This window comes from Streptosporangium sp. NPDC006930, assembly GCF_040635605.1.
Lineage (GTDB): Bacteria > Actinomycetota > Actinomycetes > Streptosporangiales > Streptosporangiaceae > Streptosporangium.
In genome coordinates this window covers 264,425-289,219 of record NZ_JBEYID010000001.1, presented here as the reverse complement: position 1 = coordinate 289,219, position 24,795 = coordinate 264,425, and the positions used below count along the sequence as shown (strand labels likewise).

Here is a 24,795-nt window from a genome sequence, read left to right as displayed (position 1 = left end):
GAGTATTTACGGCGCTTTTTTGACGAAATAACTCACCGTACCCAACGACACGACAATAACGCTACGTAGCGTCACTGTCGCTGTTTGGATATGTGAGATTTACCCTCTTCGTCCTCATCCCCCTCCCCCTCCCCCCGCGCGACCTTCACGTCTAGCCGAGCCAGCTTCTCCAGCTGCGTGACCGACCGCTCATAATCGGCTCGCACCCGCGCAACGCGCTGCTCGTAGCGCGCCCGCTCGTCAGCATGGATCTGCGCAAGTTGCTGGCGTCTCCGCTCGGGGATCCGCGCCAGGAGCTGCTCCAGGCGCTCCTCGAACACGGACACGTCTTCCGGACCTTCCGGCACGCCCTCTGTTGCGGCCTCCTCCACGACGGCCGCAGCATGAAGGCCGGCCAGCCGCAGGGCTTCGGGCCGGGGGATGCCGAGCACGTCGGCGATCGCGTTGACGACGCGCGGCAGCGCCTGGCCTTCCTGCCATTCAAGCCGGTCGTAAGTGCGCCGCGCGATGCCCGCGTTCTGCGCGAGAGCCATTTTCGTCATGCCCTGCGCGGTCCGGGCGACCTCGGCTCTCACCCAGAACGGGCGGCCGGGAGGTCCAGTTTTATCAGTCATTTAGCACCCTCGCTCATGACTCACGTTGTAGCACGTTGCTTCATGACGAGCTAGCAAGGTGACGCAACTAATACCAGTCAGAGGTGCTTCATCTTGCGTCACCTTGCATCATGTGTGTAGCGTGATGAATCACGTTGCATCATCTTGTGACATGAGCGAGGCACCACATGGCATCGAAAACCCGGAAGTACCTGCCCCTGCCCGAGGTCTGCCGGCGGCTGGGACGGCACAGGTCGACCGTCGCCCGCATGATCAGGCGCGGTGACCTGGAGGCGATCAAGTCGAAGACGTCCCCGCAGGGGCGGGTGCTCATCAGCAAGGACTCGTTCGACCGATACCAGCGGCTGCAGGCGAGCGAGCAGGTGGCCAGCTGATGGCGGCCGACCAGCGGACCGTGTCCGCGCAGCGCCGCATGGCCGCCAACCGCTCCTGGGCGATGACGCCGAACCGATCCGAGCGGACCGCGGCGGCGCGGGCTGCGTCGCCGACGTCGCTGGAGTACTGGGAGGCGCGAATCCGTGCCGAGGGCGTCGTCCGGTCTCAGGACATCAAGAAGGCGGCGGTGAACGCTCGGCGGGCGCACATGCAGGCGATCCGCGCCAAGGGCGTCGCGCGTCGGGCGGCTGAGAAGCAGGCCCGCGAGGCCGAGCGGCAGGCCCGCTTCCAGCGCTCCGCATAGATCCCGGGCCCCGGCCGTGTCACCGGCCGGGAGCCCGGTAGGCACCAACCCCCACAACCAGCTGAGAAGAGAGGTCAGGCCATGCCTGAACAGTACCCACCCACCAGCAAGGTCCGCTCCTGGCAGGAGCAGACCGCCCTCGTGCTCGCCGCTCTCCTGCGTCACGACCTGCCGTCCGCGACCTGGACCATCACCGACGTGCTGTTCGCCACCCACACGGGTGAGATGGACGGTCAGGTGAGTGGCACCGACGAGGAGTGCCGGGCGAAGCTCGACGCGTGGTCCGCGCAACTGGGAGCCCCCGTCGTGTGGTCCCCGCTTCACCCCAATTCCACCACGCTGTCGGGCCGAGTGAACGTCGAGATCAACGGCGTCCGCGTCGAGGTCTGGACGCACGTGACGGCCCCTGAGGGCGGTGCGGTGTGATCTTCGCCGACCTGCTCCCCGGTGTCCTCGCCCGCATCCCGGACGCGCCTGACCCGCTCACCCCCAACCGCCCCCCGGTTCTGCCGCCCGCGGTGCGCATCCTCACCCCGCCCGCCCCCTGCAGTTTCTGCGCCGCGGTGCAGGTGCTCGCCCGCGAGGTCGACGGCGGCCGCCCGCACCTGTACCACCGGCTCCCGTCGCGGGCCGTCATCCACATCACCCCCGCCCCCCTGGAGGCGTCATGACGTTCAGCACGTCCACCATCTCCCGCATCACCGAGGAGCTGCGCCTGTCGCAGGAGCGGGTGATCAGCTTGGAGCGGGAGACCGAGGAGGCTCGCGCGTCCGTCGCCGAGTGGTCGACGCTCCTGTCCTACGCGGAGACCAACCCCGGCCAGGCCGCGTCCGAGTCGGGCGGCGAGCTGGTCGCCGAGGCCCCGGGCAAGCCGTGTTTCTGCGGGCTGCCCGGGGTGCCCGGAACGCTCCACGGGCCGAACGCCTGCGTCCCCGCCGACCCCGCGTCCCCCCTGGCCTTCCCGTCGGGGCGGCTGGACAGCGAGACCAAGTTCTTCCACGGCCTCATGAAGCAGGCCGAGGAGAAGGTGCGCGGCCACTTCGAGCCGTACGCCCCGCCCGCGGCGAGCACCGAGCAGCCGGGAGGGCAGGCGTGAGCCTCATCGGCCAGGAGGAAGGCATCGTCCACGGGACGCTGAAGGGCTACCGGCAGCACCGTCGACGGCAGGTGGACCCCTGCGAGTCCTGCCGGCAGGCGGTCCGCGAGGACGACGCCAAGAAGCACGCGGCCCGCAAGACCAGCCCGAAGGTGCGGACCCCGGAGCAGGCCGCGTGGTACGGCGGAAAGTTCCGTAACACGACGCCGCCCGTCGTGCCGAACCTGGAGCGGGCCGCGTCGCTGACCGTCGCCGCCTGGTCAAAGGACGCGGCCGAGTGCCGGGAGCTGCTGGCCATGCTCGACCTGCCCTCGGGCGGTGAGTCGTGATCGGGGCCGCCGTCCTCTGCGCGTCCATCGCCCTCACCGCGGCCGGGCTCGCCATCACCGCCGCGAACGTGCGCCGGTGGATCCACGCCACCACCGCCGCCACCTGCTCCGCGTTCGCCGCGTTCGCCTCCACCTGGTTCCTCCTCACCAGCGGAACCGTGGTGACGGTGTGGCCGGCCGACCCCGGGGCCTGGCTCCTCCTCGGCGCCCTCTGGCTCGCCGCCGCCATGGCGCTCGGCCTCATCTTCTGGGGCATCGGCCAGGAGTGGAGGTGTGGCGGTGAGCGGTAGGACCGTCACCCGTTACAGGCTCCTCTGCGATGGCTGCGAGGCCATCGTGCCCGGAAGTCACAACGGGGAGTTCGAGAGTGCGATCGAGGCCCGTGGTGCCGCCTATGCCGCCGGATGGCGCTTCCCTCCGCGCCTCCGGGTGAACGGCAGGGCCAAGGTCAAGGAGGTCAGCGACGTCTGCCCGGAATGCCTGCCCACCTGGGAGCCCCAGCAGGGCACGGACACCTGGAAGAACCGACGCATTACCAGGAGCGGCTCGTGACCACCACGCCCCGATCCTGGGCCCTCCACCTCACCCCCGGCACGAAGCTGCTGAACGCGAACAACCGGCTGCACCACGCGCCCAGGGCCCGCATCACCGCGGCCCTCCGCGCCGCCGGAAAACAGGCCGCTGAGGACGCCCAGGTGCCAGCCCTGGGTCGGGCGCACGTGTTCGGCCTCTACAGCCCACCCGACCGCAGACGGCGCGACGTCGGCAACCTCTACCCCAGCTTCAAGGCGATCATCGACGGCTGCGTCGACGCGGGGGTGCTGCCCGATGACGACGACACGCACCTCATCGGCCCCGACATGCGCCTCGGGCCCGTCATCCCCGACGGCCAACTCGCCTTGCTCATCGTCGAACTCGCACCCCTGACGGAGGTGATCCCCTATGGGTAGGCACACCGTCGACATCCTCTGCCGGTGCTGCAAGAAGCCCGGCAAGCACGCGGGGCGCGGCCTCATCATCGCCTGCCACTCCCGCCACTACTACCGCGGCACCCTCGACCAATACCCGCTCACCGTCACCGGCGGGACCGCGTGGACGCCGACCGGCCGCATCGGCACCGAAACCCTCCGCCGGTACATGGCCATGGACAAGCGTGGCTTCTCCCCGGCCAGGATCCGCTTCGAGCTGGGCCTGTCGCCCCGGCAGGTGTACCGGTACGCGAAAGCTGCGCGGGAACGCCGCGAGCAGCTGGCGGCAACCGAACTCATCACAGAAAGGCAATCAGCATGACCGACACCCCCGAGGGGCAGGTGCGGCCGTTCGCCGCGGTGCTCCAGGACATCCGCAACGGCCAGATCAGCGACCACGCCGCCATCTCCATGCAGCAGCTGGTGGCCGCGGTCCGCGAGCACGGCAAGAAGGGCACCCTCACGCTGACCATCTGCGTGGAGCCGATGAAGAACAACCCCGACGCCCTCGCCGTGTCCGCCGAAGTCACCCTCAAGGCGCCGCGCGAGGCGCCCAAGGCCGCCATCTTCTTCGCCGACAACGACGGCAACCTCCTGCGCGACGACCCGCGTCAGATCGCGCTTCCCGGCCTGCGCCGGGTCGACACCCTCACCAACGAGCCGAAGGACCTCGCCCAGTGACCACCACCCGCACGGAGAACGACGCCCTCATCCAGGCCGTCAGCGACGCCGCCCTCGGCGAGCGGCTGGAGCCCGGAGGCTTCTACGCCTTCAAGCACAACGACCACGTCACCACCATCGACCTGCTCGACAAGAACCTCGAGCGGCCCCGCCGGAAGACCGGCACCGTCCGCGTCGAGGACATCGCGTCGTTCGTGCAGTACTTCCAGAAGCACCGCGACCCGGGCTCGGACGTGTTCGTCGACCTGCGGGCCGGGGTCATCACTGCGGTGCTCGACGCCCACCAGGAGACCGACGACGAGTTCCTGAACGAGCCCACCGCCCGGTGGGGTGAGCACCGCCTCATCCTCACCCTCGCCCGCACCGACGCGTGGAAGCGATGGACCGCCCAGGACCGGCAGTTCCTCAAGCAGACCGATTTCGCGGACTTCGTCGACGACAACCGCGCCGACATCCACAAGCCGTCGGCCGCGGAGATGCTGGAGCTGGTGCAGCACTTCCAGACGCAGAAGAAGGTCACGTTCAACTCGGCGGTGATCCTGGGCAACGGCGACCGGCGTCTCACCTTCACCGAGGAGACCGACGCGGCCGCCGGCGCGAAGGGTCAGATCATCGTCCCCAGCGTGTTGGAGCTGGGCCTCGCCCCGTTCGACGACTCCGCGCCGTACGTGGTCACCGCGAGGTTCCGGTACCGCATCCAGGGCGGGGCCTTGTTCATGGGGGTGCTGCTGGACAACGCGGACGACGTGCTGCGCGACGCGGTGAAGACCGTCGTGACGAAGCTGCAGGACGAGCTGAGCGTGCAGATCATGCGAGGCACCCCGGCGTGACGACCAGCACCACGACCCCCGTCGGCGGCGTGCCCGTCGCTGGCGGGGGTCTCCCCTACCCGGCCCCGCTCCCCCGCAGCGCGACGATCACGGTCACGCAGCGGTTCGGGGCCCGCGTCACCGTGTCGACGTGGAACACGTGCGGCGGGGTGGCTGACTTCATCACCAACGTGCTCGGCACCCCGGGCGCCCGCGTAGAAACCCAGGAACAGCCATGAGAATCCTCGACTACTTCCGCACCACGAAGAAGCTGCGCCTCCACGTCACCATGATCACTGACGAGCTGGAGGAGGTTCGCGACGAGTGCGCCGAGTTGGCCGACGAGCGCGACCGGCTCGCCGCCGACCTCGCCCAGGCGGTCCGGGAGCGCGACGGCGTGTGGCGGGCCCTGGCGGTCGAGGAGACCCGGCCCCTCGCGGCGGTGCCGGCCGATGCGAAGGAGCGCGCCGAGTTGCGTCGCGAGCGGGAACGGGCCGACGCGTTGGCGCAGCGTCTGCAGACGTTGCAGATCGCCAACATGCGCCGCGACCTCCCGGTCTGACCTGGGGTTACGCCGAAATTTCCCGAGATTCTTCATGCATCACACTGCTTCATCTTGCTTCATGATGCATCATGAGATAGCTTCTTCCTTGTCACTACGACGCGAAACGAAGCAAGATGAAGCACCCCGGATCTCAGGAGCCCCGATGATCGCCACCCTCGCCGACGAGCAGGACCAGGCCGCAGCCGTCATGATCGCCGCCCTCCTCACCAACCTCATCCCCGCCGCCCGCGACGAGATCATCCGCCGCCTCAGCGTCGACGAGCTCCGCACCGCCTACGCCGCCGCCAACAAGGCGCCCCGCCAGTGGCGGGCGAACGACGACACCGAGCAGATCGGTGAGCTGATGGTCGTCCCGTGCGACCACGGCGGCTGGCAGATCCTCATCGACGAGCACGGCCTCATCCTCGACGTCGAGGGCTGCTGGATCCCCTACGACGCCGCCACCGACGACGCCGTCACCTGGTCCCACCGCGCCCTGGCGATCGCCGCCGCCACCGCCACCCTCTGACCGTTCTGACGCTGAGCCCGAGCCGCCCTCCCCTGCCATCAGGGGTCAGGGGAGCGCGGTTCCGCCCAACGCCAGAACCACCTTCTTCCCCAGCACGGAAAGGACCGACATGACCGACCTCACCGAGGCGCAGCGCGACGGCATCGCCTGCATCCACTGCGGCCGGGAGGACACCGCCATGGTGCCCACCGGGCAGCGCATCAAGCGCACCCAGACGTTCGAGTGCGCCGATGCGGACGGCTGCACCGTCAACCAGCTCACTTCGAGCATCAAGCGCGTCGCCGCTTACCTCGACAGCGGACCGTCGCGCACCGACCGGATCGTCAACGGCCGGCAGAAGCACCGGTACCCGACCAACCACATCGCCCGTCGCAGCACCGGATTCGTCGACGGCGTCAAGACGTTCAACGACCTGCTGTACAGCGACCTCGTCACCATCCTGGACGCGGCACGCAAGAGCGACGGCCAGTGATGTTCACCCAGCCCGGAACCACCGGGACCACCCTCGCCACACCGGTGTTCGACCACCGGCCCACCGTCGAGCAGGCTGCGATCCTCGACGCCGCCAGCACCGGCAACCCGCTCGTTGTCACCGCCGGGGCCGGAACCGGCAAGACGTCGACGCTGAAGATGGTGGCCGCGTCCACGATGAAGCGCGGCCTGTACCTGGCGTACAACCGGGCGATCGCCGACGACGCCCGCGCCTCGTTCCCGTACAACGTGGACTGCCGCACCGCCCACTCCCTCGCGTTCCAGGTGGTCGGCCGCCAGTTCGCGCACCGGCTCAACGGGCCACGGATGCCCGCCCGCGAGGTCGCCCGGCTCCTGTCCATCCCCCAGGTGCTCGACCTCGGCGCCCACGCCCTCACCTCGCCGAAAGTCGCCCGCGTGGTGATGGACACCATCAGCCGGTTCTGCCACAGCGACTGGGAAACCCCCGGCGGCGACCACATCCCGCACATCCCCGGCCTCGACGACCCCGCCTCCATCCAGGCGCTCAAGGTCCAGCTGACGCCGATGGTTCACCGGGCGTGGGAGGACCTCACCAACCCTCAGGGGCGGCTCCGCTTCACCCACGACCACTACCTGAAGATGTGGGCGCTCACCCGGCCCACCCTTCCCGCCGACCTGATCTTCCTCGACGAGGCGCAGGACGCGAACCCGGTCATCGCCGCGATCGTCGACGACCAGGACTCGCAGAAGATCCTCGTCGGCGACGAGTCCCAGGCCATCTACGGGTGGCGTGGCGCGGTGGACGCGATGGCCTCGTTCTCCGGGATGCGTCTCTCCCTGACCCAGTCGTTCCGGTTCGGCCAGCGCATCGCGGACGAGGCCAACATGTGGCTCGACCTCCTGTCCGCGCCCCTGCGCCTGACCGGCAACCCGGCCAAAGACTCCCGGCTGGAGCAGATTCCCGCCCCTCAGGCCGTCCTGTGCCGCACCAACGCGGGCGCCATCGGGCAGATCATCGCCGCCATCGGCGCGCAGCAGCGGCCCGCCCTCGTCGGCGGAGGCGACGACATCCGCCGTCTCGCTGAAGCGTGCCGGGACCTGCGCACCGGCCGCGGCACCATGCACCCCGAGCTGATGGCGTTCACGTCCTGGCAGGAGGTGAAGGACTACGCCGAGCACGACGCCGGCGGCCAAGACCTCAAGACGCTGGTGAAGCTCATCGACTCCTACGGGCCCGACGCCGTCATCAAGGTCGTCGACCAGCTCGTCGACGAGCACAACGCCACCATCATCATCTCCACCGCGCACAAGGCGAAGGGCCGCGAGTGGGGGACGGTCCGGCTCGCCGCGGACTTCGCGCCGCCGTACGACAAGGACGGGGACCTGATCCCGGCTGAGGCGATGCTCACCTACGTCGCGGTGACCCGGGCGAAGGACGGCCTGGACCCGATCGCGCTGCCCATGTATGGCGGTGGCGGACTCACCGTGCCTCTCCCGCCCGTCGACCAGCTGCCGTTCGACGTGCTCATCCCGGACCCGGAGCCCATCCCCACCGACCTCCCCCCGGCCATGGTCGGGTGGCTGGGCATCCGCAACGAGGCCGCCAGCAACGAGAAGCGATGGAAGGAGATCCGCGAGCAGGCCGAGGAGAAGCTCAAGGAGCACCTCGGCGAGCGGGAGGAAGCCACCGTCAACGGGCGGCCCGCGATCTCGTGGAAGACCTCCAAGCCCGGCACGCAGCTCAACAGCAAGGCGCTGGAGAAGGACCACCCCACCATCTACGCCGCCTACCTCGTCGAGAAGAAGCCCGCCAGGCCCTTCAAGATCCTGGGGGACCAGTGATCGACCCTTCCCGCATCGAGCGCCTCCTGGAGCAGTGCGATCGCGAGGACAAGCACAACCCTCCGGAGCGCCGATTCCTCTACACCTCCGAGATCCGCTACCTGCTCGGCGTCGGCCCCGGCCCCGACTACAGCGAGCTGGAGAAGCTCGTCACCGGGGACCAGCCGTGACGGCCTTCACGCAGCCCGCGGCCGGATGGGCAGCCACCCCGCTCACCGGCCTCGCCGGAGCCATCGCCACCAGCGTCGTCAGCACCGTCAAGCACGCCGGAGCCAACGCCCCCCGATCCCTGCAGAAGGTCATCGGCCCGTCCGGCATCGGCATGCCCTGCACCCGCCGCCTCGCCTACACCCTCACCGACCAGCCGCCCATCAACACCGGCGGCGACCCCTGGGCGTCCATCATCGGCACCGCCGTCCACGCCTGGATGGCCGACGTCTACGAAGCCGAAAACCGGCGCCTCGGCGCCGAGCGGTACCTGGTTGAAAAGCGGCTTCACATCCGCGGCAACATCTACGGATCCTCCGACCTGTTCGACCGGGGCACCGGGGCCGTCATCGACTGGAAAGTCGTCGGCCCCGACCAGCTGAAGAAGTACGCCAAGCAGGGCCCCGGCGACCAGTACCGCACCCAGGGCCACATCTACGGCCTCGGCCAGGAAAACGCGGGTGAGGTCGTCAACGACGTCGCCATCGTCTTCCTCCCGAGGGGCGGCCGGATCGACGGCCTGCACGTCTGGTCCGAGCCCTACGACCGCTCCATCGCCCTCGCCGCGCTGGAGCGCATGGACAACGTGCTCACCGCACTGTCCGCCCTCGACCCGCCCAACAACCCGGACGCGTGGGGCCTGTTCCCCGCCACCGAGTCCTACTGCACCTTCTGCGACTACTTCCTCCCCGGATCCACGGATCTCAACAAGGGGTGCCCCGGCACCTCCACCAAGTAAAGGATCATCATGTTCAAGCAGCCCAGCGCCGGTTCCGACTTCAAGGCCGCCGACCACATCGGCCACCTGATCATCTTCTACGTCCGTGAGCTCCGCGAGGGGATCGTCACCTCCTTCGGCACCTCGGACGCCATCAGCGTGGACCTCGTCGTCCTCACCGACCCCAAGGGGCCCCGGCCGGAGACGCAGGTGCTGCTGTTCCAGAAGCCCCTCATCGGGTCGCTGCGCACCAGCATCGGCGGCGAGCCCGTCCTGGCCCGCCTCGGCCAGGGCACCGCGAAGCCCGGCCAGTCCGCCCCGTACATCCTGCAGCCGTTCAACGAGCAGGACGCCGCGTTCGCCACCCAGTACCTGAACAGCGTCGGCGGCAACCCGTTCCAGTCCACGCCCACCTTCGCCGCCCCCGCCCCGGCGCCGGTGGCTCAAGCCCCGGTCGCGCCGCTCCCCCAGGCCGTCCCCCCGCAGGCCGCGTACCCGGCCCCTTCTCCGGCTCCGGCCGCCTACCCGGCCCCCCAGGCCGCCCCGATTCCGGTTCCGGCGCCCGCCGGTAACCAGCAGGCCGAAGCCATGGCCGCCATGCAGGCGCTCGGCATGACCGTCCCCCCGCCCGCCCCCGTCCCGGCCGCACCCCACGCGTAACCGGCCCCAGACCGGCCCCGGGCCCCGCTGTGGGGAAGCAGCAGCCCGGGGCCACCCCTCCAGCCCCCTCACGCGCGCCGATGGAAGCGACGCGACGTGAGGGGGCTGCCCCCATCCACACCACCAGCAGCGGGGACGATAGATCTTGAACGACAGCGGGATTCGGCAGGCAGCACGTGACCTCTACGAGGCGGGCCTGTGCGTCCTCCCCGCCGCGGCTGACGGCACCAAACGACCAGCCGGCAACTGGAAGCAATACCAGCACGCCCGGCCCGACCCCGTGCTCATCGAAGCGTGGTTCGCCGAAGACGCCCACGGCGTCGGCGTCGTCACCGGAGCCGTCTCCGACAACCTCGAAATGCTGGAACTGGAAGGCCGCGCCGTCCGCGAAGGCCTCCCCGCAGAGCTCACCGCGCTCGCCGACGCCTCCGGACTCGGCGACCTCTGGCGCAAAGTCACCAGCGGATACCTCGAGATGACCCCGTCCGGCGGAATCCACATCCTTTACAAAGTAGACGGACCCGTCGCCGGGAACACGAAGCTCGCCCGCCGCCCCTCCACCGCCGAAGAGCTCGCCGCCTGGAAAGCGGACCAGCAGGCCAGCATCGACACCGAAGACGACCCGGCCATCCGGGCGAAGCGGCAGGAAACCCTCGACCGCGTCACCCGGGGCGAGCAGGTCCCCCAGGTCCTCGCCGAAACCCGGGGGGAAGGCGGCTGGGTGGTGCTCGCCCCCTCGGCCGGCCCCGTCCACCCCACCGGCGGAGCGTGGTTCCTCGCGGCCGGTGGACCCGCCACCATCGCCACCGTCACCCCGGAAGAGCGCGACGCCCTCCACCACCTCGCCGGGGCGTTCGACCAGATGCCCACCGGCACGACACAGCCCCCGACGGCCCCTGCCGCACCCGCCCCGGCCGGGACACTGCTCTTCACGCAGCCCACCCCCTTCGACGACGGCAGCATCTCACCGGGCGACGACTACAACGCCAAGACGACGTGGGACGAGATCCTCACCGTCCGCGGCTGGACGAAGCTCTACACCGACTCGGCCGGAGTCACCTACTGGCGACGCCCCGGCAAGAAACTCGGCCTGTCCGCCACCACCGGGAAGAACGACGCCGACAACCTCTACGTGTGGACCACGTCGACGGAGTTCGAAGCTGAGCGGCCCTACGACAAGTTCGGCGCCTACGCCCACCTGGAACACGGAGGCGACCACAGCGCGGCCGCACGAGCGCTCCAGGCCGCCGGATACGGGCACCGGGTCGAACCCACCCGCGCCGCCCCCGCACTCGTCCCGCCGCCCCTCGTCGACGGCACCCTCGCCACCGTCCACCAGCTCCCCGCAGCCGCCCCGCACCTGACCGTGGTGGAGCAACGCACCTACGCCCAGTCCGACGACGGCCTGGCGCTCGACCTCGCCGACCACTTCGGCAACGTGGTGCGCTACTGCCCCGACCGCGGCCGGTGGCTCGCCTGGGACGGCCACCGCTGGGAATGGCAACCCCAAGGCGGCGGCCTCGTCCGCGAATACGGCAAGCAGATCGCCCGAGGCCTCCCCGAAGACGACAAGCCGTCCGTCAACCACAAGAAGAGGGCGCTGTCCGCGCTCGGCACCACCGCGATGCTCACCCAGGCCCAGACCGACGTGCGCCTCGTCGTCGCCTTCGACGAGCTCGACGCGCAGCCGTGGGAGCTCAACACCCCCGCCGGGATCGTCGACCTGCGCACCGGCACCCTCGGCCCATCCGACGCGTCCCGGCTGCACACGAAGGTCACCGCCGTCAGCCCCGACACCGGCGCCGACGTCTCCCGCTGGCAGGAGTTCCTCGCCGACACCTTCGGCGGCCACGAGGAGCTCATCGGCTACCTGCAACGCCTCGTCGGCTACTCCGCCACCGGATCCGTCGCCCGCCACGTCCTGCCCTTCGCCGTCGGATCCGGAGGCAACGGCAAAGGCGTGTTCCTCGAATCCCTCGTCGCGGTGCTCGGCGACTACGCCACCACCGCCCCGTCAGGTTTCCTTATGGCGAAATCCCACGCCGGACACGAAACAGAAATCGCGCGCCTCGCTGGAATGAGAATGGTCGTCTGCTCAGAAGTCGCGGACGATGACCGCTTTGATGAAGTGAAAGTCAAGCAGCTCACGGGCGGTGATTCTTTGACCGCACGATTCATGAGGCAGGACCATTTCACGTTCACTCCGACGCACCATTTGTGGCTGATGGGAAACCACCAGCCGTCGGTCCGGGCGGGCGGCCGGAGCTTCTGGAGAAGGTTGCGGCTCATCCCGTTCGAGCACGAGGTGCCTGAAGAGAAGATGGTCGATGACCTGCAAGGAATCCTCGCCCGCGACCACGGGCCCGCCCTGCTGGCCTGGATCGTCGCCGGGGCCGCCGAGTACGCCGCCCACGGCCTGATGGAGCCCGAAGAGGTCAAGGCCGCCACCGCCGGATACGCCGCTGACCAGGACACCGTCAGCCGCTTCGTGGCCGATGCCTGCCACCTCGGCGGCGGCGTCCACGTCCAGATCAAGAAGACCGCCCTGCGCGAGGCGTACGAGCGGTGGTGCTTCTCCGAAGGCGAGACCCCCGTCTCGGCGAAGAAACTCACCATGGAGCTTGTCCGCAAGCACGGTGTCGGGGAGGACCGGACGGGGGCGAGCCGGTTCTACACGGGCATCACACTCCTCCAGATCGAGGATGAGGATCCGTCATCCGGGGCCGCGGATCCGTCACAGGGCTTCACGCAACCGTCACACCCGACAACCACCCCCGAGAGCGATTCATCCGATAAGCCCGAATGGGAGTCGGACAAGATCGGCGGGCCAGGATGGTAACCAAGATCGCCGATGACAGATCGGTGACACATCCGTCATCACCCCGAAAAGCTGGGATGAGCTGGGAAAACTCTCCACAAGCGATCATGGTCCTGACAGATGACAGATTTTCTCCCATTCCCCCCTTACGCGTGTGCGTGCGCGCGCATACGTGCGCGCATCAACGGTGGAACCGGAGAAAAACTGTCATCTGTCACAACCGTCATTCGGCGGTGTCCCCATGATCGACATCCCGGCCGTCCTCGACCGCTGCCGCACCTGCGGAGCGCAGATCCTCGACGCCACGAGCGACGGCGTTCGTGTCCGAACCGACGTCGCCCCCCTCGACCTTAAGGAGGAGCTCGCCGCGATCCTCGACGGCCGCCTCACCTTCGACGTCCAACCCCTCGGCCTCCCGAAGAAACCGTTCCTCCACCACCGGTGCTCATTCCGAATCCAGGCCGGGCGGAAATGGTCCGTCGTCGCCACCCACCGATGCCCACCCGGCCCCCATTTCCCCCAGGTGCGACAAAAGCCAATCGCCCTCATCATTCCGTCCGGCGCCCCAATCCCCGACCAGCCACCATTCTGAGGAGACCGCATTGAAAAACGAAGTGGTGGCAGACCTCGAATGGTGCATGGCGTACTGGCCCGACCTCGTCGAGGCCCGTCTCCCCATGGCGACCAAACGCCCATGGCGGCAACCTCAGCTCTCGCCCGAGGCCAAGCTGAAGCGGGACTGGGACGCGCGCATCGACTGGGCGCTCCGCAGCCACAACGCGCTCGCCGAGGCGCCGGCCCCCGTCGACGTCACCGTGCTCCAGGCCGCGCTCGACATCCTCGTCGACGCCGACGACCTCGCCGCCCGCGTCGCCGAACATGTCGGGATCCCCGTCCTGCCGCCGCCGGACCTCAGCACGCTGGACGCCTGGCCGTACCTCGCCTACGCCGCAGCGCACATGACCTTGGCAGACGACTGGCTCGCCCGCTGGGCCGAACCGATCACCCGCCGAATGGTCGCCAAGATCGCTCAGAGCCTCTGCATGGTCTACGACGGGCAGACCCTCGCGGTCACCTGCCCCTGGTGCGCCGAGACCGGCGTATGGCGTGTACAGGAGCTCCCAGGCGGCCAGGTCGCGATCGTGTGCCACGGGGTGTGTGAGCCGCCCGCGAAGGAGGTCGGCACCTGGTGGGGCGGACAGCCCGTGTGGCCCCTGCCAGACTGGCCTCGGCTCGCGAAGCTGGTCCAGGCCGCCGATATCAAGCGCGCGAAGAAGGCGTCATGACCTGGCTTGACACGGGTTATCCACAGGCCCCATGATCGAGGCGCGCGAAGCATGCGCGCATACGGCCCCGCGAACACCTGCGGGGCCTTCGTCATTTCTCCGGGCGTACCGCAGCCTCCAGAGCCGCGAGCCGCCTCCGAACCTCGGCGAGCTCCTGGCGAAGCGCTGCCAGCTCCTCCGCAACCCCGGTTGGCCCATCCGCGGGCACCTGATGGACGAACACACCCTTGCCCTGCTGGCCGATCACCACGCCCTCGGTGCGCAGCACGCTGATCGCGGCCTTCACCACGCTCGCCGAGACTCCGAAGCGCTCGCACAGCTGGGCGATCGACGGCAACGCGGCACCAGGCGGCAGCTCACCGGCACGGATCTGTCCGCGCAACTCGTCGACGATCTGCAGGTAGGCCGGTCGGCCGGATTTCTCCACCATCATTCGCGTCACGGTATCGGCCAGGGGGTGAGCGCGTGTGCCTGCACCCTTGTCCGATGAGAAGCGCGCCGCGATCCTCGACGCCATCAAGGCCGGCGGGAAGCGCAACGAGATCGCCCGCGCGCACGGCGTCGGAGCAGGCACCGTCACGAAGATCGCCCAAGAAGCTGGGATCGCCTTCGACCGGTCAGTCACGAAGAACGCGACTGAGGCGAAGAAGGCCGACAACGCCGCGTTGCGCGCGTCGACGTCGCGCCGTCTGCTGGTGAAGGCCAACGAGTTCCTCGACCAGATGGACGCCGAGCACGTCGCGTTCAACTTCGGCGGCAAGGACAACACCTACAACGAGAAGCGCCTCCCCCGGCCGCCGGTGTCGGATCTACGGAACCTGATGACGGCCGCGGCCGTGGCGATCGACAAGCACCTCGTCATCGAGAAGCACGATTCCGGAACCGGAGCCGAGCAGGCCGCGAGTCTCCTCGGCGCGATGTTCGCCGACATGCAGGAGCGCCACGGTGCCACCCCGGCTGAGTGACCTCCAGGAACGCTCGATCGCTCACAGCACGGCGCGCATCAACATCTGGTCCGGCGCCGTCCGATCCGGCAAGACCATCTCGTCCCTGCTGCGCTGGCTCATGTACGTCGCCCAGGCCCCGCGCGGCGGCGCCCTCGTCGTGTCCGGCAAGACCCTCGACACCGTGGGCCGCAACATCCTCGGCCCCCTCCAAGACCCCGCCCTGTTCGGCGACGTCGCCCAGCACGTCCACTACACCCGCGGCGCCTCCACGGCCACGATCCTCGGCCGCCAGATCGAGGTCATCACCGCCAACGACGCCCGCGCCGAAGGACGCCTCCGAGGCCTCACCGCGGCCGGCGCCTACGTCGACGAGCTCACCCTGCTCCCCGAGGCGTTCTTCGCGCAGCTGCTCGCCCGCCTGTCCGTGCCCGGGGCCAAGCTGTTCGGCACCACGAACCCCGACGGCCCCTCGCACTGGGTGCGGAAGAAGTTCATCCTGCGCGCGGGCGAGCTCGACCTGCGCCACTGGCATTTCACCCTCGACGACAACCCCGCCCTCGACCCGGCCTACGTCGCCTCCTTGAAGCAGGAGTACGTCGGCCTCTGGTACCGCCGCTTCATCAAGGGCGAATGGTGCCTCGCCGAGGGCGCCGTCTTCGACGCGTGGGACGAAGCCCGGCACGTCGTCGACGCCCTGCCTCCCATCGAGCAGTGGATCGCCGCCGGTGTCGACTACGGGACCACGAACCCGTTCGCTGCCCTGATGCTCGGACTGGGCGCCGATGGCCGCCTGTACCTGACCCGCGAGTACCGGTACGACTCCAAGCTGAACAGGCGCTCGCTCACGGACGTCGAGTACTCCGCGCGGCTGCGGACCTGGCTAGACGGCGGCGGCCACGCGCGCCCCCAGTACGTCGTCGTCGACCCCTCGGCCGCGTCGTTCCGCGTGCAGCTCCACCAGGACGGCGTGACATCGACGCTCGGCGACAATGAGGTCCTCCCGGGGATCCGCACCGTCGCCTCGCTGCTGGCCACCGACCGCCTCAGGGTCCACCGCTCGTGTGCGGGGTGGATCGAGGAGGTTCCCGGCTACTCGTGGGATGACGAGAAGGCGGAGAAGGAAGGGATCGACGCCCCGATCAAGACGGCCGACCACTCGTTGGACGGTGGCCGGTATGCGATCCACACGACGCGTTCGATGTGGAGGTACCGGCTCGCTGAGCCTGTCCTTCTGGCGGCCTGAGCACTGCTCTACTAGTCGGTAACTTGTGGGAATAGTCATTCCCGGTAGTTGCAAAAGATGATCTACCTACCCCCTCAGGAGAGATCCGTGAGTCAGATTCCGAGCGTTGGTCGCATCGTCCACTACGTCAGCCACGGCACCCCGCCCCGGCCTGACGGTACGCAGGCGTTCACCTCGCAGTGCCGCGCCGCGATCGTCACCGCCGTGCAGGGCCAGCTCGTCAACCCCGCCGACGGCGAGAACACCGACACGTGGATCGCGGACCTCGCGGTAATCAACCCCACCGGCCTGTTCTTCCACGAGGGCTGCGAGCACCACGACGGCGCGGAGACTCCCGGCTCCCCCGACTGCCCCAACTCCGAGTCGCATGGCAGTCCGCACCGCTATTGCGCGTGCGGGTGGATGGAGGCGTCGCCTCGGGGCGGCACCTGGCACTGGCCGGAGCGTGTGTGATGACTCCGGAGCAGGCTGCCGAGCAGGCCGCCCACGTCCTCAAGCAGGCCACCGCATGGGCCGACAAACCCGAGACGGTGTCCGGCTTTGTGCAGGTAGCTGACGCCTGGACGCGGCTTCACACCGCGCTCGCCCACGCCCCCAAGACCATCGACCCCGCGCCGGGTGAGCCTGCTGAGATCGCCGGGCTGCCCGCCGAGGTACGCACCCTTGTCCACGCCGTCGACCGGATGCGCGAGGACTGGGCCGAGGCCAACGAAGCGGGGAAGCGGGAGTTGTGGCAACGCCTGCACGACGCCAACGACAAGGTGTGGAACCGCTGATGTCCGGCTTCCCGGGTCACATCGAGATCGATGGCTTTGAGGTTCTGCGCATCGAAGCGGCCAGGAGCAACATCGACCGGAGCACTGGCATTGGCCGTCTCACCCTCGACCTAAGGGTGCGCGAGACCGAAACCGCAGACGGCGAGCACATCCCCACCACCGCCGAGCGGGTGACCGATGCCCTGATCGCACTCGGCTGGACCCCACCCGCCCCCTGAGAGGACGACCTCATGCCGCTGCCGAGCGGCGGCACCTGGCCGCCCCACCACCTCACCCCCATCTACCAGGAGTACGCCGTCCACAACGCGTGGTACGTCGGCAACCCCGACGACCTCGCCCGCATCTACGAAGGACACACCGGCACCCGCCCCGCCAACCGGCCCAGCACCTACCGGGGCGGCGTGGTCGGCACCCTCGCCCGCATGTTCTGGGGCGCCCCCACCCCGCAGGGCGAGAAGAACACGAAACTCCACGTGGGCGTCGCCTCTGACATCTGCGCCATGTCCAGCGACCTCCTGTTCAGCGAACCACCCTCCATCACCGTGGAGAACACGGGCACCCAAGAGCGGATCGAGGAGCTCGTCGAGACCGGCCTCCAGGCCACCCTCCTCGAAGGGGCCGAAGTCGGGGCGGCCCTGGGCGGCTACTACCTGCGCGCCGTCTGGGACCAGGCCGCCACCAAGAAACCGTGGCTCGCGGTTGTCCACGCGGACGCAGCCGTCCCGGAGTTCCGGTGGGGCAAGCTCAGCGCGGTCACCTTCTGGCGCATCGTCGAACAGGACGACAACCACACGTTCCTGCGCCACCTGGAACGCCATGAGCCCGGCCGCATCCTGCACGGCCTGTACAAGGGCGAGTCCGGCACCCTCGGCCAACCCATGGCGCTCACCGCGCACCCGGAAACCTCCGGGCTGAAACCGGTCGTCGAGACGCGCATCGACAAGCTGACCGCGGTCTACGTGCCCAACATGAAGCCGAACCGGGAGTGGAGGAACGTCCCGGCCGGCGCCAATCTCGGCCGGAGCGACCTGGCCGGGGTGCTCGGCCTCATGGACGCCCTCGACGAGGTCTACACGTCGTGGATGCGTGACGTCAGGTTGGCCAAAGCGCGCTTGATCGTGCCGTCCTCCTATCTGCAGGGCAACGGTCCTGGCCGCGGCGCCTCCTTCGACTACGAGCGTGAGCTGTACGAGCCCATGTCGGTGCTCGGCGGCGATGACCGCATGGAAATCTCGGCCAACCAGTTCGACATCAGGACGGCCGACCATCGCGACACCGCGGCCGAGCTGCTCGCCGCGATCCTCCGCAGCACCGGCTACTCCGCGCAGTCGTTCGGCCTGGGCGGCGACGTCGCCATGACCGCAACCGAGGTGGCCGCGAAGGAACGCCGGAGTCTGATCACCCGCGGCCGGAAAGCGGTCTACACGGGGCCGGAGCTCGCGGACGCGGTCGAGATGCTTCTCCTCCTGGAGGCCACGCTGTTCTCCTCCGGGGTCGTGCCGGAGCGGCCTACTGTTGTCTTCGGCGACAGCGTCTCGGCGGACATTCAGGCGCTGGCCACCACCGTGGAGCTCATGCGGCGCGCGGAGGCTGTGTCGGATGAGGTCGCGGTTCGGATGCTGCATCCGGACTGGGATGAGCCCGCAGTCCTGGAAGAGGTGGATCGGATCGCGGAAGCCCGGCCGAAGCAGGTGATGGACCCGTTCGCGCTGCCCGGCGAGATGACCGGGTCTGGTGACGAGGATCCGGACGCCGAGCAGGACGACGGGCCACCCGAGGAGTAGGGCAACTATCAACTCTGAGTTGATAGTTCGGCGAGGAGGTCCCCGCCGTGGCTGTGGACCAGGACCTCCTCGACCAGATCGCCGGCACCGTCGCCGACCTCTACCGCGAAGTCGAATCCTCGCTGGTCAAGGTCATTGCTGACGAGCTCAAGAAGGACCTGCCCGCGCCGACGGCCGAGGTGAAGCTCGACGCAATCCGACGCCTGCGCGCGGCCGCGGTCGCTGTGCAGCAGCGCCTCGCGAAGACCAAGTCCGCGGCGGTGCGGGAGGCCATCCGCATGGCGTACCGATCCGGCACCGCCTCGGCGCTCACCTCGATCCCGACCGACGCCCTCACGAAGCTCCAGGCGAAGACGGCGATGGAGCAGGTGCCGAACGCCGCGCTCATGGAGAACCTCGCCCAGGCGCTGCACCGCGACCTGGGCCGCGTGGAAGGCAACATCCTCCGAGCCCCCGAAGACGCGTACCGGGCCGTTCAGGCAGCCACGGCCGCGCGCATCGCGACCGGTACGGCGACCCGGCGGCAGGCGTCTCAGGCGGCGTGGCAGCGGCTCATGGACCAGGGCATCACGAGCTTCACGGACACGGCCGGACGCCGGTGGAGGCTCTCCTCCTACGCGGAGATGATCGGCCGAACCAACGTGGCGCGCGCCGCGGTGCAGGGCCAGATGGACCGCCTCGCCTCGATCGGCCTCGACCTGGTCTACATCTCCGACAACTCGCAGGAGTGCAAGGTCTGCAGGCCGTACGAGAGCAAGGTGCTGCGCCGCGACTCCGGCCCCATCGGCAAGATCCGGGTCGAGCACAGCACCCGCGACGGGGAGCTCGTCACCGTCGACGTCCTCGACACGTTGGACGGCGCCAGGGCGAAGGGCCTATTCCACCCGAACTGCCGCCACAGCGCGAGCGCCTACCTGCCCGGGATCACGAAGCTCAAGGAAGCCACCGCCGACCCCGAGGGCGACGTCGCGAGGCAGAAGCAGCGCGCCCTGGAGCGGAAGATCCGCGCCGCGAAGGAGCAGGAGCTCGGCGCGCTCACCCCCGAGGCGAAGAAGGCCGCGAACGCGGACGTCCGAGCCGCTCAGGCCGCACTCCGCGACCACCTCGCCAAGCACCCCAAGCTGAAGAGGCTGCCATATAGGGAGCAGATCGGCGCCGGCAACCACCCGGGCAGCGGAGGTCCGAAGGGCGGACCCGTCGGCGACCTCACCCCGCCCGCACCCTCGGACGACGCCCCCAAGGCGAAGAAACCCGCTGTGGATCCGGCGAAGAAGGCCGCCGCGGCGAAGGCCAAGGCCGACAAGGCGGCAGCCGAGAAAGCCGCCCGGGAGGCCGCCGAGCGGGCCGAGGCCGAGCGGCTCGCCCAGGAGGCGGCCGCGCGGGAAGCTGCCGAGCAGGCCGAAGCCGAACGGCTCGCTCAAGAGGCCAAGAAGAAAGCAGAAGCTGCCACGGCTGAGAAGGCCGCCAAGAAGAAGCTCTCGGCCGCAGCGAAGCCCGGCAAGAAAGTCGGTGTAGACGCCCGCAACGCCGTGCTCCGCGAAGGTGACGAGGTCACCGTCTCAGGTAAGCCCGGCAAGGTCGTCGGCAAGGGCAAGTACGGCGCGATCCGGGTGAACGTGAACGGCCAGGAGCGGGATGTGTCCTCGGTGGACGTCCGTGCCGTGCACGGCGCCGAGGCCTCGAAGGCATCCGAAAAGGCTGCCGCAGCAGCTGCCACGGCAGCAAAGGTGAAAACGCTGGAAGACCTGTACGGCAACCGGCTGAGAATCCAGAAAGGCTCCCAGGCCGGACCGAAGCACGCTGAGGATTTCACCAAGATCCCCGACGCTTTCCACGACACGCTCGCCCAGCATGTGCGCGGCATAGACCTCGGCGACGGCGCCATCCCCGACTTCATGCCGGAACTACGTGGAGTGCAACCGCGCGGCTGGGCTCCGGGGAAAACCTGGGACGCAGTCACAGGCGCGTACGATCCGAAGTCGCGGCGCGTCATGGTCGGGAGCGGCCACGGACACGGGTCGACCTCGGTCTGTTTGCACGAGACGGGCCACGCGCTAGATCACGCACTAGGCCGTGCTGCTTCCAGTCCGGAGTGGCGCTCCCTGCACGCTGACGCGGTCTCTCATGGTGTCAGCCCGTACTACGCGCAGGCCGGTGAAGCGGGCCGACAGGAGATGTGGGCTGAGGCCTTCGCTGCGTGGACCATGCATCGAGACAAATCTCCCGCGATGCGAGACATGGAGATCGGCCTGGCTATGGGCCTTCCAAGCCGGAAAAGGGTCGAAGTGGGCGGTCGGTTGTCTGCGTACTTCGATAACCTGCTCGCCAAGGAGGACAGCTGATGGATGCTACCCGCAACGCCGATGGCACCATCACCATCCCCCGCCGCGCCGAAGGGCCTGGAGGGATCGTCGGCGACGGCATGGTGACCATCGGTCCGGACGATCCCGAGTACGCGGCTTGGGACGCTTGGCTCAACAGCCAAGAGAGCTGATCTATCTAGTTGGGGATCTTCGTCCGATGCCGGGGGCACAGGCCCACGATGGCCGCGCCCGCCACGTACGCGGACGTCTCCAGCCCGAACGCCTCCACCCCAGACGTTGCGACGGTGGTGAGGCTGTGGCCGTCGTCCAGCGCCTTGCACATCGACCGGCCCAGCTTCACCAGCTTCGCGCTGTCGGCGTTCCTCAGCGCGTCCTGCTGCTTCACGGTGGCCACGAACAGCGCCTCCCGGTCCGCACGCGTCAACCCTGTTGAGGTCGGCTTCGCGCTCGGCTTCTCCTCTGGCTCGGCTTCCCGGCTGGGCTCGGCGGACCGTACCGCGGAGCTCGCTGACGGCGTGGCCGTCGTCGTCCCTGATACTCCGCGCATCAGCATGGACAAGGCGACCATCATGGCGAACGCTCCGAGGATCCCGCCGAGCACGGCGAGGATCCGCCGGCCGTTTCGCGGAGGCTGAGGCGGGGGCGGGCCCATCGGCGGCCGCCACCCAGGAGGCGGCGGTCCCTGCCAGTTCTGCGGCGGCGGGCCCGGAGGCGGCGGCCTCCATCCCGGCGGCGGGCCGACTGGCTGCGTGTACTGCCGGGTCGGCTGACCGTACGGCCCCTGCTGGGGCTGCTGTGGAGGGTGCATCCGCGCACCATACGACGCAACCACGACACTTCCTCCCGCATCGCCGGGATGGACGCCCGAAAAGGCCTGCACAGGCCACCCCAATCCCGCACGGGAGACACCATGCAGCACATCTCGATCACCCCCGGCGCCATCATCGGCTGGACCCGACGCGGCCCCATCCGCATCCAGGCCGGCGGATCCGAGAACGCCCCGGAGATCACCCCCACCGCTGAAGGCACCCCGACCGACCCGGCCGCACCTCCTGCACAGGAGACGGAAACGGATTGGAAGGCCGAGGCCCGCAAGTGGGAGAAGCGCGCCAAGGACAACTCCACCGCTGCCGAGCAGCTGGAGAAATACAAGGCCGCCAGCATGTCCGAGCAGGAAAAGGCCATCGAGAAGGCCCGCAAGGAAGGCGAGAGCACCGCGACCATCGCGGCCGCTAAACGCCTGGCCAGGGCCGAGTTCAAAGCCGCGATCGCCGCGAAGGGACTCGACCTCGGCGACGCCCTGGAGCTCATCGACACGGCGAAGTTCGTGGACGACAAGGGCGAGGTCGACGAGGACGCCATCAAGAAGGCCGTCACCCGACTCGCCAAGATCGCCGCCGCGAAGGCTCCGCCTGGACAGTCCGGCGGCGACTTCACCGGCTCCGGCGGCACCCCGCAGGGCCGCCCGGCCAGCATCCACGAGGCATTCGCCCGCAAACAAACCTAACCAGTACGGAGAGTGAGCAATGACCATCACCCTCGCGGACGCCATGCGTAACGCCGCGTCGGACGTCGATTACGCGGTGATCGACGAGACCCGGCGCACGTCGTGGCTCCTTGACCAGATCCCGTTCGACGACACCGCGAACCCCACGGGTGGTGGCACGCTCACCTACACCTACAGCCGCCTCACCCAGACCCGCGGTGGCCAGTTCCGCGCGTACAACACCGAGTACACCCCGTCCGAGGCGAAGCGCGAGCAGATCACCAGCTCGCTCTACCCCTTCGGCGGCGCGTACAACCTGGACCGCGCGCTCGCCCACCTGGGCCAGGCCCGCACCAACGAGATGGCGTTCCAGACCTCGGAGCTGATCAAGGGTGCGCGGACCACGTTCGCCGACCAGCTCGTCAACGGCGACCACGCCAGCAACGTGCTCGGCTTCGACGGCCTCGACGTCGCCCTCACCGGCAGCGTGACGGAGTTCTTCCCGAACACGAGCACGTACTACACCGACTGGTCCGCGGCCACCGTGGACACCGCCGAGAAGTCCATCACCGTCAGCGACCAGCTCGACGAGTTCCTGTCGCTGCTGGACGACCAGCCGTCCGCGCTGCTCGGTAACCGGCTGATCCTCACCCGCATCAAGGCCATCGCCAAGCGGGCCGGCCTCTATACCAAGCAGTCCGACCAGCTCGGCCGCACCATCGAGATGTACGGCAACGCCGTCCTGGTCGACCTGGGCACGAAGAACAACGACTTCGGCGGTAACGACTACGTGATCCCGGTGGAGACGCGGGACCCGGACGGCGCGGGCGGCGGCAGCAACATCACGAACTTGACCGACCTGTACGCGGTGCGTTTCGGGCTCGACGCCCTGCACGGGGCCAGCGTGGCCGGAAAGCCGCTCATGCAGACCTGGGACCCGGACTGGACCACCAGCGGCGCGGTGAAGACCGGTGAGCTGGAGATGGGTCCGGCGACCCTCGTCCTCAAGCACGCCAGGAGCTGCGGCGTGTTCCGGAACATCAAGGTCAAGTAGGGAGACGGGCAGATGACCATGAGGTATTTCGAGATCCGGTCCCCGCGCGCGGACTTCACCGGCAAGGTCGGCGCCGTCGCGTTCGCCGACGGCGTGGCCCGGGTGTCGTTCGACGACACCCGCACCGACGGGGAATGCCTGGCCGACGAGAACGGCGTCCAGGTCGGCCGCAGCGCGGTGCTGTTCGCGCAGCGGCGGCCCGGCTACACCGTGACCGAGACCGACGAGCTCGGCCGGCCACTGCCCGAGCCGGAGGAGAAGCCGAAGCGACGCACCCCGGCCAAGCAGCAGACCCCCGCCAAGGAGTCCGAGCAGAAGCAGGGCGACAACACCAAGAAGGAAGGCGATCAATCGTGACTGTGCTCGGCCGCTACTACGAGGGCGTCCTGGCCGACGCCGCCGCACTCGACGCCCCGTTCAACGCCCTCCCCGGCACCGACCAGAGCGCGTTCGTGAGGAGCAACATCCCCGCCTGGGCCTGCACGAGCGACTTGGCCGCCACCGCTTCCGGGGTCGCGATCGGCACCCGCGTCTGGCTCCGCAAGGGCGACGTCGTCACCAACCTGGCGTTCGTCGCCGGGAACACGGCGGAGAACACGCCGACGCACCGGGCGCACGCCCTGTACGACCCGGACGGCAAGCTGCTCGCGCAGACCGCCGACCAGCTGACCGCGGCCTGGGCGGCCAACACCGCGAAGAAGCTGCCCCTCTCGTCGCCGGTGACCATCCCGAAGGACGGCTGGTACATCGTCGCCACCACCACGACCGCGACCACGACGGTGAACACCCTGATCGGGTGCGCGCCGATCGTCACCGCGTCCGCGGCGGCGGGCGGCAAGGCGCTCGGCTTCACCTTCGGGTCGGGCCTGGACGGTGTGTTCCCGGCCACGACCGGCTCTCAGACGGGCGTGGCGAAGTGCCCGCTCGCGATCGTGAGCTGAGCTGACC

At 69.0% G+C, this 24,795-nt stretch carries 38 protein-coding genes; 34 read left to right on the top strand and 4 right to left on the bottom strand.

What is annotated here, in order from left to right; translation table 11 throughout:
- Window positions 1-71: 71 nt before the first annotated feature.
- Window positions 72-614 (bottom strand): hypothetical protein, encoded by a 543-nt coding sequence (locus ABZ664_RS01390; RefSeq protein WP_362501498.1) that lies wholly within the window; start codon window positions 612-614, stop codon window positions 72-74.
- Window positions 615-781: 167 nt separating this feature from the next.
- Here ABZ664_RS01390 and ABZ664_RS01385 point away from each other — a divergent pair, with 167 nt between their 5' ends.
- The 21 genes from ABZ664_RS01385 to ABZ664_RS01285 all read left to right on the top strand — a co-directional run bounded on the left by ABZ664_RS01385 (window position 782) and on the right by ABZ664_RS01285 (window position 12,968).
- Window positions 782-988: a helix-turn-helix domain-containing protein gene (locus ABZ664_RS01385; RefSeq protein WP_362501496.1), complete on the top strand. Its 207-nt coding sequence runs from the start codon at window positions 782-784 to the stop codon at window positions 986-988.
- On the top strand, window positions 988-1,293 hold the full coding sequence (locus ABZ664_RS01380) for a hypothetical protein (RefSeq protein ID WP_362501494.1): 306 nt from the start codon (window positions 988-990) through the stop codon (window positions 1,291-1,293). Before ABZ664_RS01385 ends, ABZ664_RS01380 begins: the two co-directional genes overlap by 1 nt.
- 81 nt (window positions 1,294-1,374) lie before the next feature.
- The gene (locus tag ABZ664_RS01375; protein ID WP_362501492.1) at window positions 1,375-1,719 is read left to right on the top strand and encodes a hypothetical protein; all 345 of its coding nucleotides are present in this window, start codon (window positions 1,375-1,377) and stop codon (window positions 1,717-1,719) included.
- Window positions 1,716-1,964: a hypothetical protein gene (locus ABZ664_RS01370; RefSeq protein ID WP_362501490.1), complete on the top strand. Its 249-nt coding sequence runs from the start codon at window positions 1,716-1,718 to the stop codon at window positions 1,962-1,964. The genes ABZ664_RS01375 and ABZ664_RS01370 overlap by 4 nt, the downstream gene beginning before the upstream one ends.
- On the top strand, window positions 1,961-2,389 hold the full coding sequence (locus ABZ664_RS01365) for a hypothetical protein (RefSeq protein ID WP_362501488.1): 429 nt from the start codon (window positions 1,961-1,963) through the stop codon (window positions 2,387-2,389). The genes ABZ664_RS01370 and ABZ664_RS01365 overlap by 4 nt, the downstream gene beginning before the upstream one ends.
- Complete coding sequence (locus ABZ664_RS01360) at window positions 2,386-2,718, top strand: hypothetical protein (RefSeq protein WP_362501486.1); 333 nt, start codon at window positions 2,386-2,388, stop codon at window positions 2,716-2,718. Before ABZ664_RS01365 ends, ABZ664_RS01360 begins: the two co-directional genes overlap by 4 nt.
- Window positions 2,715-3,008, top strand: coding sequence for a hypothetical protein (locus tag ABZ664_RS01355; RefSeq protein ID WP_362501484.1), 294 nt, complete (start codon window positions 2,715-2,717; stop codon window positions 3,006-3,008). Before ABZ664_RS01360 ends, ABZ664_RS01355 begins: the two co-directional genes overlap by 4 nt.
- On the top strand, window positions 2,998-3,270 hold the full coding sequence (locus tag ABZ664_RS01350) for a hypothetical protein (protein WP_362501482.1): 273 nt from the start codon (window positions 2,998-3,000) through the stop codon (window positions 3,268-3,270). The genes ABZ664_RS01355 and ABZ664_RS01350 overlap by 11 nt, the downstream gene beginning before the upstream one ends.
- On the top strand, window positions 3,267-3,668 hold the full coding sequence (locus ABZ664_RS01345) for a hypothetical protein (protein WP_362501480.1): 402 nt from the start codon (window positions 3,267-3,269) through the stop codon (window positions 3,666-3,668). The genes ABZ664_RS01350 and ABZ664_RS01345 overlap by 4 nt, the downstream gene beginning before the upstream one ends.
- Complete coding sequence (locus ABZ664_RS01340) at window positions 3,661-4,008, top strand: hypothetical protein (RefSeq protein WP_362501478.1); 348 nt, start codon at window positions 3,661-3,663, stop codon at window positions 4,006-4,008. Before ABZ664_RS01345 ends, ABZ664_RS01340 begins: the two co-directional genes overlap by 8 nt.
- Window positions 4,005-4,367, top strand: coding sequence for a hypothetical protein (locus ABZ664_RS01335; protein WP_362501476.1), 363 nt, complete (start codon window positions 4,005-4,007; stop codon window positions 4,365-4,367). Before ABZ664_RS01340 ends, ABZ664_RS01335 begins: the two co-directional genes overlap by 4 nt.
- Window positions 4,364-5,197, top strand: a complete 834-nt coding sequence (locus ABZ664_RS01330) for a DUF2303 family protein (RefSeq protein ID WP_362501474.1) — start codon at window positions 4,364-4,366, stop codon at window positions 5,195-5,197. The genes ABZ664_RS01335 and ABZ664_RS01330 overlap by 4 nt, the downstream gene beginning before the upstream one ends.
- Window positions 5,194-5,415: a hypothetical protein gene (locus ABZ664_RS01325; RefSeq protein WP_362501472.1), complete on the top strand. Its 222-nt coding sequence runs from the start codon at window positions 5,194-5,196 to the stop codon at window positions 5,413-5,415. The genes ABZ664_RS01330 and ABZ664_RS01325 overlap by 4 nt, the downstream gene beginning before the upstream one ends.
- Window positions 5,412-5,738 carry a hypothetical protein gene (locus ABZ664_RS01320; RefSeq protein ID WP_362501470.1) on the top strand — a complete coding sequence of 109 codons (327 nt, stop codon included), beginning with the start codon at window positions 5,412-5,414 and terminating at the stop codon, window positions 5,736-5,738. Before ABZ664_RS01325 ends, ABZ664_RS01320 begins: the two co-directional genes overlap by 4 nt.
- 145 nt (window positions 5,739-5,883) lie before the next feature.
- Window positions 5,884-6,249 (top strand): hypothetical protein, encoded by a 366-nt coding sequence (locus ABZ664_RS01315; protein WP_362501468.1) that lies wholly within the window; start codon window positions 5,884-5,886, stop codon window positions 6,247-6,249.
- Between the two features lie 109 nt (window positions 6,250-6,358).
- Window positions 6,359-6,721 carry a hypothetical protein gene (locus ABZ664_RS01310; protein WP_362501466.1) on the top strand — a complete coding sequence of 121 codons (363 nt, stop codon included), beginning with the start codon at window positions 6,359-6,361 and terminating at the stop codon, window positions 6,719-6,721.
- Entirely contained in the window at window positions 6,721-8,544 is a 1,824-nt protein-coding gene (locus tag ABZ664_RS01305; protein WP_362501464.1) for a UvrD-helicase domain-containing protein, read from the top strand. Before ABZ664_RS01310 ends, ABZ664_RS01305 begins: the two co-directional genes overlap by 1 nt.
- Complete coding sequence (locus tag ABZ664_RS01300; protein WP_362501462.1) at window positions 8,541-8,714, top strand: hypothetical protein; 174 nt, start codon at window positions 8,541-8,543, stop codon at window positions 8,712-8,714. Before ABZ664_RS01305 ends, ABZ664_RS01300 begins: the two co-directional genes overlap by 4 nt.
- The gene (locus ABZ664_RS01295; protein ID WP_362501460.1) at window positions 8,711-9,490 is read left to right on the top strand and encodes a hypothetical protein; all 780 of its coding nucleotides are present in this window, start codon (window positions 8,711-8,713) and stop codon (window positions 9,488-9,490) included. The genes ABZ664_RS01300 and ABZ664_RS01295 overlap by 4 nt, the downstream gene beginning before the upstream one ends.
- A gap of 9 nt (window positions 9,491-9,499) precedes the next feature.
- Window positions 9,500-10,129, top strand: a complete 630-nt coding sequence (locus ABZ664_RS01290) for a hypothetical protein (protein ID WP_362501458.1) — start codon at window positions 9,500-9,502, stop codon at window positions 10,127-10,129.
- A 145-nt stretch (window positions 10,130-10,274) separates the two neighbouring features.
- Entirely contained in the window at window positions 10,275-12,968 is a 2,694-nt protein-coding gene (locus tag ABZ664_RS01285; RefSeq protein ID WP_362501456.1) for a phage/plasmid primase, P4 family, read from the top strand.
- 202 nt (window positions 12,969-13,170) lie between these two features.
- Here the strand turns inward: ABZ664_RS01285 and ABZ664_RS01280 are convergent, their stop codons facing one another.
- Window positions 13,171-13,386, bottom strand: a complete 216-nt coding sequence (locus tag ABZ664_RS01280) for a hypothetical protein (protein ID WP_362501454.1) — start codon at window positions 13,384-13,386, stop codon at window positions 13,171-13,173.
- A 163-nt stretch (window positions 13,387-13,549) separates the two neighbouring features.
- On the opposite strand from ABZ664_RS01280, the gene ABZ664_RS01275 reads away from it, so the two are divergent.
- Window positions 13,550-14,233: a hypothetical protein gene (locus tag ABZ664_RS01275; RefSeq protein WP_362501452.1), complete on the top strand. Its 684-nt coding sequence runs from the start codon at window positions 13,550-13,552 to the stop codon at window positions 14,231-14,233.
- Window positions 14,234-14,324: 91 nt separating this feature from the next.
- On the opposite strand, the gene ABZ664_RS01270 is transcribed toward ABZ664_RS01275, so the two are convergent.
- Window positions 14,325-14,666, bottom strand: coding sequence for a winged helix-turn-helix domain-containing protein (locus ABZ664_RS01270; protein ID WP_362501450.1), 342 nt, complete (start codon window positions 14,664-14,666; stop codon window positions 14,325-14,327).
- Between the two features lie 34 nt (window positions 14,667-14,700).
- On the opposite strand from ABZ664_RS01270, the gene ABZ664_RS01265 reads away from it, so the two are divergent.
- The 8 genes from ABZ664_RS01265 to ABZ664_RS01230 all read left to right on the top strand — a co-directional run bounded on the left by ABZ664_RS01265 (window position 14,701) and on the right by ABZ664_RS01230 (window position 21,477).
- Complete coding sequence (locus ABZ664_RS01265) at window positions 14,701-15,198, top strand: hypothetical protein (RefSeq protein ID WP_362501448.1); 498 nt, start codon at window positions 14,701-14,703, stop codon at window positions 15,196-15,198.
- On the top strand, window positions 15,179-16,423 hold the full coding sequence (locus ABZ664_RS01260) for a terminase family protein (RefSeq protein WP_362501446.1): 1,245 nt from the start codon (window positions 15,179-15,181) through the stop codon (window positions 16,421-16,423). The genes ABZ664_RS01265 and ABZ664_RS01260 overlap by 20 nt, the downstream gene beginning before the upstream one ends.
- A gap of 87 nt (window positions 16,424-16,510) precedes the next feature.
- Entirely contained in the window at window positions 16,511-16,876 is a 366-nt protein-coding gene (locus tag ABZ664_RS01255) for a hypothetical protein (protein WP_362501444.1), read from the top strand.
- The gene (locus ABZ664_RS01250; RefSeq protein ID WP_362501442.1) at window positions 16,876-17,199 is read left to right on the top strand and encodes a hypothetical protein; all 324 of its coding nucleotides are present in this window, start codon (window positions 16,876-16,878) and stop codon (window positions 17,197-17,199) included. The genes ABZ664_RS01255 and ABZ664_RS01250 overlap by 1 nt, the downstream gene beginning before the upstream one ends.
- Window positions 17,187-17,417, top strand: coding sequence for a hypothetical protein (locus tag ABZ664_RS01245; protein ID WP_362501440.1), 231 nt, complete (start codon window positions 17,187-17,189; stop codon window positions 17,415-17,417). The genes ABZ664_RS01250 and ABZ664_RS01245 overlap by 13 nt, the downstream gene beginning before the upstream one ends.
- Before the next feature lie 12 nt (window positions 17,418-17,429).
- Window positions 17,430-18,983 (top strand): hypothetical protein, encoded by a 1,554-nt coding sequence (locus ABZ664_RS01240; protein ID WP_362501438.1) that lies wholly within the window; start codon window positions 17,430-17,432, stop codon window positions 18,981-18,983.
- Window positions 18,984-19,030: 47 nt separating this feature from the next.
- The gene (locus tag ABZ664_RS01235; RefSeq protein WP_362501436.1) at window positions 19,031-21,325 is read left to right on the top strand and encodes a phage minor capsid protein; all 2,295 of its coding nucleotides are present in this window, start codon (window positions 19,031-19,033) and stop codon (window positions 21,323-21,325) included.
- The gene (locus tag ABZ664_RS01230; protein WP_362501434.1) at window positions 21,325-21,477 is read left to right on the top strand and encodes a hypothetical protein; all 153 of its coding nucleotides are present in this window, start codon (window positions 21,325-21,327) and stop codon (window positions 21,475-21,477) included. The genes ABZ664_RS01235 and ABZ664_RS01230 overlap by 1 nt, the downstream gene beginning before the upstream one ends.
- Before the next feature lie 5 nt (window positions 21,478-21,482).
- On the opposite strand, the gene ABZ664_RS01225 is transcribed toward ABZ664_RS01230, so the two are convergent.
- Window positions 21,483-22,115: a DUF732 domain-containing protein gene (locus ABZ664_RS01225; protein WP_362501432.1), complete on the bottom strand. Its 633-nt coding sequence runs from the start codon at window positions 22,113-22,115 to the stop codon at window positions 21,483-21,485.
- Window positions 22,116-22,217: 102 nt separating this feature from the next.
- Between ABZ664_RS01225 and ABZ664_RS01220 the strand changes: the two genes are divergently transcribed.
- From ABZ664_RS01220 to ABZ664_RS01205, 4 genes are read left to right on the top strand one after another with little or no spacing between them, the layout of a single operon-like run.
- Complete coding sequence (locus tag ABZ664_RS01220) at window positions 22,218-22,814, top strand: hypothetical protein (protein ID WP_362501430.1); 597 nt, start codon at window positions 22,218-22,220, stop codon at window positions 22,812-22,814.
- A 19-nt stretch (window positions 22,815-22,833) separates the two neighbouring features.
- The gene (locus tag ABZ664_RS01215; RefSeq protein ID WP_362501429.1) at window positions 22,834-23,847 is read left to right on the top strand and encodes a major capsid protein; all 1,014 of its coding nucleotides are present in this window, start codon (window positions 22,834-22,836) and stop codon (window positions 23,845-23,847) included.
- 12 nt (window positions 23,848-23,859) lie between these two features.
- Window positions 23,860-24,204: a hypothetical protein gene (locus ABZ664_RS01210; RefSeq protein ID WP_362501428.1), complete on the top strand. Its 345-nt coding sequence runs from the start codon at window positions 23,860-23,862 to the stop codon at window positions 24,202-24,204.
- The gene (locus ABZ664_RS01205; protein WP_362501426.1) at window positions 24,201-24,788 is read left to right on the top strand and encodes a hypothetical protein; all 588 of its coding nucleotides are present in this window, start codon (window positions 24,201-24,203) and stop codon (window positions 24,786-24,788) included. Before ABZ664_RS01210 ends, ABZ664_RS01205 begins: the two co-directional genes overlap by 4 nt.
- Window positions 24,789-24,795: the final 7 nt, after the last annotated feature.

Coding starts and splice junctions, on each gene's coding strand:
- ABZ664_RS01320 (WP_362501470.1), top strand. CDS start 5,412: ATGAGAATCCTCGACTACTTCCGCACCACGAAGAAGCTGCGCCTCCAC.
- ABZ664_RS01230 (WP_362501434.1), top strand. CDS start 21,325: ATGGATGCTACCCGCAACGCCGATGGCACCATCACCATCCCCCGCCGC.
- ABZ664_RS01365 (WP_362501488.1), top strand. CDS start 1,961: ATGACGTTCAGCACGTCCACCATCTCCCGCATCACCGAGGAGCTGCGC.
- ABZ664_RS01315 (WP_362501468.1), top strand. CDS start 5,884: ATGATCGCCACCCTCGCCGACGAGCAGGACCAGGCCGCAGCCGTCATG.
- ABZ664_RS01340 (WP_362501478.1), top strand. CDS start 3,661: ATGGGTAGGCACACCGTCGACATCCTCTGCCGGTGCTGCAAGAAGCCC.
- ABZ664_RS01240 (WP_362501438.1), top strand. CDS start 17,430: ATGCCGCTGCCGAGCGGCGGCACCTGGCCGCCCCACCACCTCACCCCC.
- ABZ664_RS01385 (WP_362501496.1), top strand. CDS start 782: ATGGCATCGAAAACCCGGAAGTACCTGCCCCTGCCCGAGGTCTGCCGG.
- ABZ664_RS01375 (WP_362501492.1), top strand. CDS start 1,375: ATGCCTGAACAGTACCCACCCACCAGCAAGGTCCGCTCCTGGCAGGAG.
- ABZ664_RS01215 (WP_362501429.1), top strand. CDS start 22,834: ATGACCATCACCCTCGCGGACGCCATGCGTAACGCCGCGTCGGACGTC.
- ABZ664_RS01210 (WP_362501428.1), top strand. CDS start 23,860: ATGACCATGAGGTATTTCGAGATCCGGTCCCCGCGCGCGGACTTCACC.
- ABZ664_RS01270 (WP_362501450.1), bottom strand. CDS start 14,666: ATGATGGTGGAGAAATCCGGCCGACCGGCCTACCTGCAGATCGTCGAC.
- ABZ664_RS01225 (WP_362501432.1), bottom strand. CDS start 22,115: ATGCACCCTCCACAGCAGCCCCAGCAGGGGCCGTACGGTCAGCCGACC.
- ABZ664_RS01380 (WP_362501494.1), top strand. CDS start 988: ATGGCGGCCGACCAGCGGACCGTGTCCGCGCAGCGCCGCATGGCCGCC.
- ABZ664_RS01290 (WP_362501458.1), top strand. CDS start 9,500: ATGTTCAAGCAGCCCAGCGCCGGTTCCGACTTCAAGGCCGCCGACCAC.
- ABZ664_RS01310 (WP_362501466.1), top strand. CDS start 6,359: ATGACCGACCTCACCGAGGCGCAGCGCGACGGCATCGCCTGCATCCAC.
- ABZ664_RS01220 (WP_362501430.1), top strand. CDS start 22,218: ATGCAGCACATCTCGATCACCCCCGGCGCCATCATCGGCTGGACCCGA.
- ABZ664_RS01305 (WP_362501464.1), top strand. CDS start 6,721: ATGTTCACCCAGCCCGGAACCACCGGGACCACCCTCGCCACACCGGTG.
- ABZ664_RS01335 (WP_362501476.1), top strand. CDS start 4,005: ATGACCGACACCCCCGAGGGGCAGGTGCGGCCGTTCGCCGCGGTGCTC.
- ABZ664_RS01250 (WP_362501442.1), top strand. CDS start 16,876: ATGACTCCGGAGCAGGCTGCCGAGCAGGCCGCCCACGTCCTCAAGCAG.
- ABZ664_RS01390 (WP_362501498.1), bottom strand. CDS start 614: ATGACTGATAAAACTGGACCTCCCGGCCGCCCGTTCTGGGTGAGAGCC.